The sequence below is a fragment of the Streptomyces sp. A0958 genome (assembly GCF_004795035.1).
Classification (GTDB): Bacteria; Actinomycetota; Actinomycetes; order Streptomycetales; family Streptomycetaceae; genus Streptomyces.
This window is the reverse complement of the sequence record NZ_SSBK01000003.1, coordinates 82,844-91,124: the sequence shown is the minus strand read 5'-3', so window position 1 is coordinate 91,124 and position 8,281 is coordinate 82,844. Positions and strand designations below refer to the sequence as shown.

The 8,281-nt window shown below is 75.1% G+C and carries 2 protein-coding genes; both read left to right on the top strand.

Annotated features, from left to right (window positions below; translation table 11 throughout):
- Positions 1 to 18: 18 nt before the first annotated feature.
- Positions 19 to 3,354, top strand: coding sequence for a type I polyketide synthase (locus tag E6P78_RS04085; RefSeq protein WP_136202112.1), 3,336 nt, complete (start codon positions 19 to 21; stop codon positions 3,352 to 3,354).
- 32 nt (positions 3,355 to 3,386) lie between these two features.
- A complete protein-coding gene (locus tag E6P78_RS04080) occupies positions 3,387 to 8,258 on the top strand; it encodes a type I polyketide synthase (protein ID WP_136202111.1) in 4,872 nt (1,623 codons plus the stop codon).
- Positions 8,259 to 8,281 lie beyond the last annotated feature (23 nt).

The window sequence follows — 8,281 nt, the reverse complement described above, 5'->3', positions numbered from 1 at the left end:
CAGAGGGAGTAGGTCTCTGTGAGCAACGAGGAGCGACTTCTCGAGTACCTGAAGCGGGCCACGACCGACCTGCGGGACGTGCGCCGCCGGCTGGCGGACGCCGAGCGCCGGCTCGAAGAGGCGGGCACGTCCGGCCGTACCCGGTACGACGACGACCCGGTGGTCATCGTCGGGATGGGCTGTCGCTACCCGGGCGGGGTGACCACGCCCGACGAGCTGTGGCGCCTGGTCGCGGACGGCGTGGACGCCATCGGTGAGTTCCCGGCGGACCGTGGCTGGGACGCGGAGGTGTACGACCCCGAGCCGGGCACGCCCGGCAAGACGTACGCCCGCGAGGGCGGCTTCCTCTACGACGCCCCCGACTTCGACCCGGTGTTCTTCGGGATCAGCCCCAACGAGGCCCTGGTGACGGACCCGCAGCAGCGGTTGCTGCTGGAGGTGGCCTGGGAGGCGATCGAGCGGGCCGGGATCGACCCGACGACGCTCAAGGGGTCCTCGACCGGGGTGTTCGCCGGGGTGATGTACCACGACTACGCGCTCGGCGCCGAGCCCGGGTCCACCACGGCGGGCAGTGTGGTGTCCGGCCGGGTCGCCTACACGCTGGGGCTCGAAGGCCCCGCGGTCAGCGTCGACACGGCGTGCTCGTCCTCGCTGGTCGCGCTCCACATGGCGGCCCGGGCGCTGCGGACGGGCGAATGCTCGCTGGCCCTGGCCGGCGGGGTGACGGTCATGTCGACCCCGGACATGTTCGTGTACTTCAGCACCCAGCAGGGCCTGGCCTCCGACGGGCGCTCGAAGTCCTTCTCCGCATCGGCTGACGGCGTCGCCTGCTCGGAGGGCGCGGGCGTCCTGCTCCTGGAGCGGCTGTCCGACGCCCGCCGCAACGGCCACCCCGTCCTCGCCGTGGTCCGCGGCTCCGCCCTCAACCAGGACGGCGCCAGCAACGGTCTCACCGCCCCCAACGGACCCGCTCAGCAGCGCGTGATCCGCCGGGCCCTGGAGGACGCGGGCCTGACTGCGGCCGAGGTCGACGCGGTCGAGGCGCACGGCACCGGCACGTCCCTGGGCGACCCGATCGAGGCGCAGGCCCTGCTGGAGACGTACGGGCAGGCGAGGCCCGAGGAGCAGCCCCTGTGGCTCGGGTCCATCAAGTCGAACATGGGCCACAGCCAGGCGGCGGCCGGTGTCGCGGGCGTCATCAAGATGGTCATGGCGATGCGCCACGGCGTCCTGCCCAAGTCGCTCTACGCGGAAACGCCTTCGGACCAGGTCGACTGGTCGGACGGTGCGGTGGAGCTGCTGGCCGAATCGCGTGCCTGGGTGCCCGGCGGCGCGGTGCGGCGGGCCGGGGTGTCCTCGTTCGGGATCAGTGGGACGAACGCCCACGTGATCGTGGAGGAGGCGCCGGAAGAGACGGGGGAGACGGTCGTGCGGGCCGCGCTCCCCGTGGTTCCTTGGGTGGTGTCGGCCAAGACTGAGCAGGCCCTCGGTGCTCAGGCCGCCCGCCTGCGGGAACAGGCCGTGGGAGAGCCCGAGGCCGATGCGGCGGACATCGGGCTCTCCCTGGCCACCACACGTACCGCCTTCCCCCATCGGGCGGTGGTCCTCGGTGACCGCGCGGACGCCCTCGCCGCGCTCGCGGCCGGGAACGAACACCCCGGAGTGGTCGTGGGCCGGACCCGTCCCAGGGGAAAGTCGGCGTTCCTGTTCACGGGGCAGGGCGCGCAGCGGCTCGGGATGGGCCGTGAGCTGTACGAGGCGTTTCCGGTGTTCGCGGAGGCGTTTGACGCGGTGTGCGGGGAGGTGGACGCGCATCTTGGTACGGGGTTGCGTGAGGTGGTGTGGGGGGAAGACGCGGAGGCGCTGAACAAGACGTCCTTCACTCAGCCCGCGCTGTTCGCGTTCGAGGTGGCGTTGTTCCGGCTGGTCGAGGCGTGGGGGGTTACGCCGGACATGGTCGTGGGGCACTCGATCGGTGAGCTGGCCGCCGCGCACGTGGCGGGGGTGCTCTCCCTCGCGGACGCGGCGCGGCTGGTCGTCGCCCGTGGTCGGTTGATGCAGGCGCTGCCGGCCGGTGGCGCGATGGTGGCCGTGCAGGCGAGCGAGGCCGAAGTCCTTGCCGTCCTCACCGACGGCGTATCGATCGCAGCCGTCAACGGCCCGCGGGCGGTCGTCGTGTCCGGCACCGAGACAGCGGCCCTCGCCGTGGGCGAGCACTTCGCCGCTCTGGGCCGTAGGACGACCCGTCTCGCCGTCTCGCACGCGTTCCACTCGGCGCTGATGGAGCCGATGCTCGACGCCTTCCGCGCGATCGCCGGCGAACTGGAGTACGAAGAACCGCGCATCCCGGTCGTCTCCACCGTCACCGGGGCCGCCTCCTCCGCCTGGCGGTCCCCGGAGTACTGGGTCGACCAGGTCCGCCGGCCGGTGCGGTTCGCCGACGCGGTGCGTGCCGCCGAGGAGGCGGGGGCGCGTACGTTCGTGGAGGTCGGGCCCGACGCCGTCCTGGCCGCTCTCGGTGCGGGGTCCGTGACCGACGAGGACACCGCACTCGTGCCTCTGCTGCGCAGGAACCGTGCCGAGGTGAAGTCCCTGGTCGGGGCCGTGGGGCGGCTGTACGTGCAGGGCGTCCGGGTCGACTGGGAGGCGTTCTTCGCCCGTACCGGGGCCCGGAAGGTCGAGCTGCCCACGTACGCCTTCCAGCGCTCCCGCTTCTGGGTCGAGGGCAGCGGCTCCGCCGGGGCCGTGGTCCCGGTCGTGCACGACGAGCCCAGCGCCGAGGAGTCGCAGCGTGCGGCGGCCGGGCTGCGGGCGGAGCTGGACGGGCTCGGGGCGGCCGAGGCGGGGCGGGTGCTGCTGGCTCTGGTCCGCACGCATGTGGCGGCTGTACTCGGGCACGCCTCCGACGCCGTGGTCGAGACCGATCTCGCCTTCCGTGACATGGGCTTCGACTCGCTGGCCGCCGTCGAGCTGCGCAAGCGGCTCACCGCCGCCGCGGGGTGCGACCTGCCCGCCACGCTGATCTTCGACTACCCGACCCCGCGTGCCGTCGCCGCGTTCCTGGCGGAGCGCCTGGAGTCCGAGTCCGGTGCGGGGGCCGACGATCCGGCCGCCGCGGTGCTGGCCGAGCTGGACCGGATCGAGGACGTGCTCGGCGGGTTCCCCGCCGCCGGCGGGGACGCGGAGACGGTCGGCGCCCGTGCCGACGCGATCACCGCCCGGCTGGAGGCCATCGTGCGGCGCTGGCGCGACGCGCAGGGCGAACCGGCGTCGGACGGCGAGGGGCCCGACTTCGAAACGGTCACCGACGAGGAGCTGTTCGACGTGCTCGACAGCGAATTCGGCATCTCCTAGCCAGCGATCAGCTGCAGATTGGTTGAGGTTCGATGAGCAACGACGACAAGCTGCGGGACTATCTCAAGCGCACCGCCGCCGAACTCCAGCGCACCCGGCGCCAGTTGTCGGAGGCCGAGGCGCGGGGCAGTGAGCCGGTCGCGATCGTGGCGATGGGCTGCCGCTTCCCCGGTGGCATCACCTCGCCCGAGGGGCTGTGGCAGCTGGTGGACGCCGGCCGGGACGCCGTCTCGCTCTTCCCGGACGGCCGGGGCTGGGACATGGACGCCCTGTACGACCCCGAGCCGTCGACGCCCGGCAAGACGTACTGCCGTGAGGGCGGCTTCCTGCACGACGCGGGGGAGTTCGACGCGGACTTCTTCAAGATCAGCCCGCGCGAGGCACGCGACACCGACCCGCAGCAGCGCCTCCTGCTCGAAGTGTCCTGGGAGGTCATCGAGCGGGCCGGGATCGACCCGACCTCGCTGAAGGGCAGCCGCACCGGGGTGTTCGCCGGGGTCGTCTACCACGACTACCCGGGCGGCGGCGGCACCGGCGGCCTGGCGAGCGTCGCCTCCGGGCGGGTGGCGTACACGCTGGGGCTCGAAGGCCCCGCGGTCACCGTGGACACGGCCTGCTCCTCCTCGCTCGTCGCCCTCCACCTCGCCGTCCAGTCCGTGCGCGGCGGCGAGTGCGCGCTGGCCCTCGCGGGCGGCGTCACCGTCATGGCGAGCCCGGACTCCTTCGTGGGCTTCAGCCAGGACCGGGGCCTGGCCCCCGACGGACGGTGCAAGTCCTTCGCGGCGGCGGCCGACGGCACTACCTGGTCCGAGGGTGCGGGCATGCTCCTCGTCGAGCGGCTGTCCGACGCCCGCCGCAACGGCCACCCCGTCCTCGCCGTCATCCGCGGCTCGGCCATGAACTCGGACGGCGCGTCCAACGGCCTCACCGCGCCGAACGGCCCCTCGCAGCAGCGCGTCATCCAGCAGGCCCTGGCCTCCGGCGGCCTCGCCCCCGCCGATGTCGATGCCGTCGAGGCGCACGGCACCGGCACCACCCTCGGTGACCCGATCGAGGCGCAGGCCCTCATCGCCGCCTACGGGCGAGAGCGGCCCGCCGAACAGCCGCTGTGGCTGGGCTCCTTCAAGTCGAACATCGGCCACGCGCAGGCCGCCGCCGGGGTCGGCGGGGTGATCAAGATGGTGCAGGCGATGAAGGCGGGCGTCCTGCCGCGCACCCTGCACGTGGACGAGCCGAGCCACAACGTGGACTGGAGCGCGGGCAGCGTGCGGCTGCTCACCGAGCCGGTCGCCTGGCCGGAGCTGGGGCGCGCCAAGCGGGCCGGGGTGTCCTCATTCGGCCTGAGCGGCACGAACGTCCACGTGATCGTGGAGGAGGCCCCGGCCGCCCCGGCCGACGAGGTCACGGAGGAGGACGGCACCGCCCCCCGGTTCGTGCCCGTGCTGCTCTCCGCCCGGCGCCCCGAGGCACTGGCGGCGCAGGCCACCCGCCTCGCCGACCACCTGGAGGGCCACCCCCGGGAGCCCCTGGCCGACACCGCCTGGTCGCTGGCCACCACCCGGGCCGCCCTGGAGCACCGTGCCGTGGTCGTCGCGGACGGGCGGACCGCCGACGGGCGCGGCGAGCTGGTACGGGCGCTGCGCGCGCTCGCGGACGGGTCGGCCGAGGGCGGCGCCGCCGTCACCGGTGATGCCCGGCCCGACGCGCTGAGCGCCGTCCTGTTCACCGGCCAGGGCGCCCAGCGCCTCGGTACCGGGCGGGAACTGCACGCCGCGTACCCGGTGTTCGCCCGCGCCTTCGACGAGGCCGTCGACGCGCTCGACGCCCACCTCGACACTTCGTTGCGGGCGGCGATGTGGGGCGAGGACCGGGAGCTGATCGACGGTACGGGGCTTGCGCAGCCCGCCCTGTTCGCCTGCGAGGTGGCGCTGTACCGGCTCATCGAGTCATGGGGCGTGCGGCCCGACTTCCTGGCCGGGCACTCCGTCGGTGAGTTCGCCGTCGCGCATGTCGCGGGGGTGCTCTCCCTCGCGGACGCCGCACGACTGGTCGCCGCCCGGGGCCGGCTGATGCAGGCGCTGCCGCCCGGCGGCGCGATGATCGCGGTGGAGGCGTCCGAGGACGAGGTGCTGCCCCTCCTCACGGACGGGGTAGGCATCGCGGCCGTCAACGGCCCGCAAGCCGTCGTCGTCTCAGGAGTGATGTCCGAAGCCCTCGCCGTCGCCGCCCACTTCACCGGCCTCGGCCGCCGCACCAAGCGGCTCGCCGTGTCGCACGCGTTCCACTCGCCGCTGATGGAGCCGATGCTCGACGCGTTCCGCGAGGTCGCCCAGTCCCTCACGTACGGCACCGCCCGCATCCCGGTCGTCTCCACGGTCACCGGTGAACTCGCCGGTGACGACGAACTGGCCTGCGCCGACTACTGGGTGCGGCATGTCCGGGCGAGCGTCCGCTTCAGCGACGCCGTGCGCGCGCTCGCCGCCAAGGGCGTCCGCACCTTCCTGGAGCTGGGCCCGGACGCCGCCCTCACCCCGCTCGGCCCGGACTGCCTGGCCGGCGCCGACGAGGGGGCGGACCTGCCGGTGTTCACCGCCGCCCTGCGCCGGGGCAGGGACGAGGAACGCGTCCTGACCGAGGCCGTAGCCCTCGCCCACACCCGGGGCGTCCCCGTCGACTGGGACGCCTGCTTCACGGCGACCGGCCACCGGCCGCACCGCGTGGACCTGCCCACGTACGCCTTCCAGCACCGCACCTACTGGGCCGCCGCGCCCGAAGCGGGCCGGGCGACGGCTGCCCCGGCGGACCCGGGGGAGGCCCGGTTCTGGGAGGCCGTGGAGCGCGAGGACGCGGCGGGGCTGGCCGAACGGCTCGGCGTCGACCCCGCCGACCTGGCGCCCGTGCTGCCCGCGCTCACCAGCTGGCGCGCCGGGCAGCGCGAGGCGTCCGCCGTGGACGCGCTGCGCTACCGGGTGTCCTGGGCCCCGGTCGCCGACCCGGCGCCGCCCGCCCCGCTCACCGGTGACTGGCTCGTCGTGCACCCCGCGGCGCGGCGCCCGCTCGCGGACGCCCTGGCCGCCGCGCTGGCGGGCCGGGGCGCCAACCCGGTCCTGGTGGAAGGCGGCCTCCCCGAGGCGTTGACCGCCCCCGCCGGAGTGGTCAGCCTGCTCGCCCTCGACACCACCCCGCACCCGGACCACCCCGCCCTGTCCCGGGGCCTGGCGGACACCACCGCCCTGCTGCGGGAGACGGCGGCCCGGGAGTGGGCGGCCCCGGTGTGGTGCCTGACCCGGGGCGCGGTGGCCACCGACGACGCCGACGCGGCGGCCCGGCCCGTGCGGCCCGAGCAGACCGCCGTCTGGGGCCTGGGCGCGGCGCTCGCCCTGGAGGCCCCCGCGACCTGGGGCGGCCTCATCGACCTGCCGGTTCGCGGTGAGGGCCCGGACGACGAGGCGGTCCTGCGCCGCCTGTGCGACACGCTCTCCGGGGCAGCCGGTGAGGACCAGGTCGCCGTGCGCCCCGAAGGGGTCCACGCCCGCCGCCTGGTCCGCCCCGCACAGCCCGACCCGGCCGCCTCGTGGCGGGCCCGGGGCACCGTCCTGGTCACCGGAGGCACCGGCGGGCTCGGCGCCCACGTCGCACGGATGCTCGCCGCCGACGGCGCCGAGCACGTGGTCCTCGTCGGGCGGCGGGGGCCCGACGCCCCGGGCGCCGCCGCGCTCGTGGAGGAGATCGGCAAGACCGGCGCACGCGTCTCCGTGGCGGCCTGCGACATGGCCGACCGCGAGGCCGTCCGCACCCTGCTCGCCGGACTGCCCGACCTGACCGCCGTGTTCCACGCGGCGGGCCTCCCGCAGCGCATCGCCCCGCTCGGCGAACTGACCCTCGCGGACCTGGCCGAGGTCGCCGACGCCAAGGTGCTCGGCGCCCGCCACCTGGACGAACTCCTCGCCGACACCCCGCTCGACGCGTTCGTGCTGTTCTCCTCCGGCGCCGCCGTGTGGGGCAGCGCCGGCCAGTCCGCGTACGGCAGCGCCAACGCCTACCTCGACGGCCTCGCCCACAGCCGGCGCGCCCGTGGTCTCGCCGCCACCTCCGTGGCGTGGGGCTCCTGGGACGGCGGCATGGTCGACGCCGAACTCGCCGCCGTCATGCGCCGGATGGGCGCCCCCGCGATGGCCCCCGCCCTCGCCGTGGGGGCCCTGCGCCGCATCCTGGCGGGCGGCCCCTCGCACGCGGTGGTCGCCGCGTTCGACTGGGAGCGGTTCGCCCCCACCTACGTACTCGCCCGGCCCCGCCCGCTCCTGGACGCCCTGCCCGACGCCCGAGCCGCGCTCGGTGCGGACGGGGCCCCGGACGGCGGCGGTGCCGGCGATCCGGGCCTCGCGGACCGGCTGGCCGGACTGACCGAGCCGGAGCAGCGGTCCGTGCTCCTCGACCTGGTCCGTACGCACGTGGCGGCCCTGCTCGGCTACGACGACCCGGCCGAGGTCGCGCCCGACCGGGGCTTCACCGACCTCGGGTTCGACTCCGTCGCCGCCGTCGACCTGCGCACGAAGCTCGTCGCCGCGACCGGGCGCCCCCTGCCCACCAGCATGATCTACGACCACCCCAGCCCGGGGGCGCTCGCCGGCCACCTGTGGTCCGAGCTCTGCCAGGACGACAGCCTCGGCGAACTCCCCGTACTGGCCCAGCTCGACCGGCTGGAGGAGGCCGCGGCGGCGCTCGCCGCCGAGGACATCGAGGCCACCCGGATCACCGCCCGCCTGCAGAGCCTGCTGGCCCGGCTGACCGAAACCCTCGACGCGCAGAGCGGCGACGGCGGCCAGAAGGTCGGCGACCAGCTCGAAACCGCCTCGGCCGACGACGTCTTCGCCTTCATCGAGAACGAACTCGGCCTCACCTGACCGACCGCGCGGCCGGTGCCGGG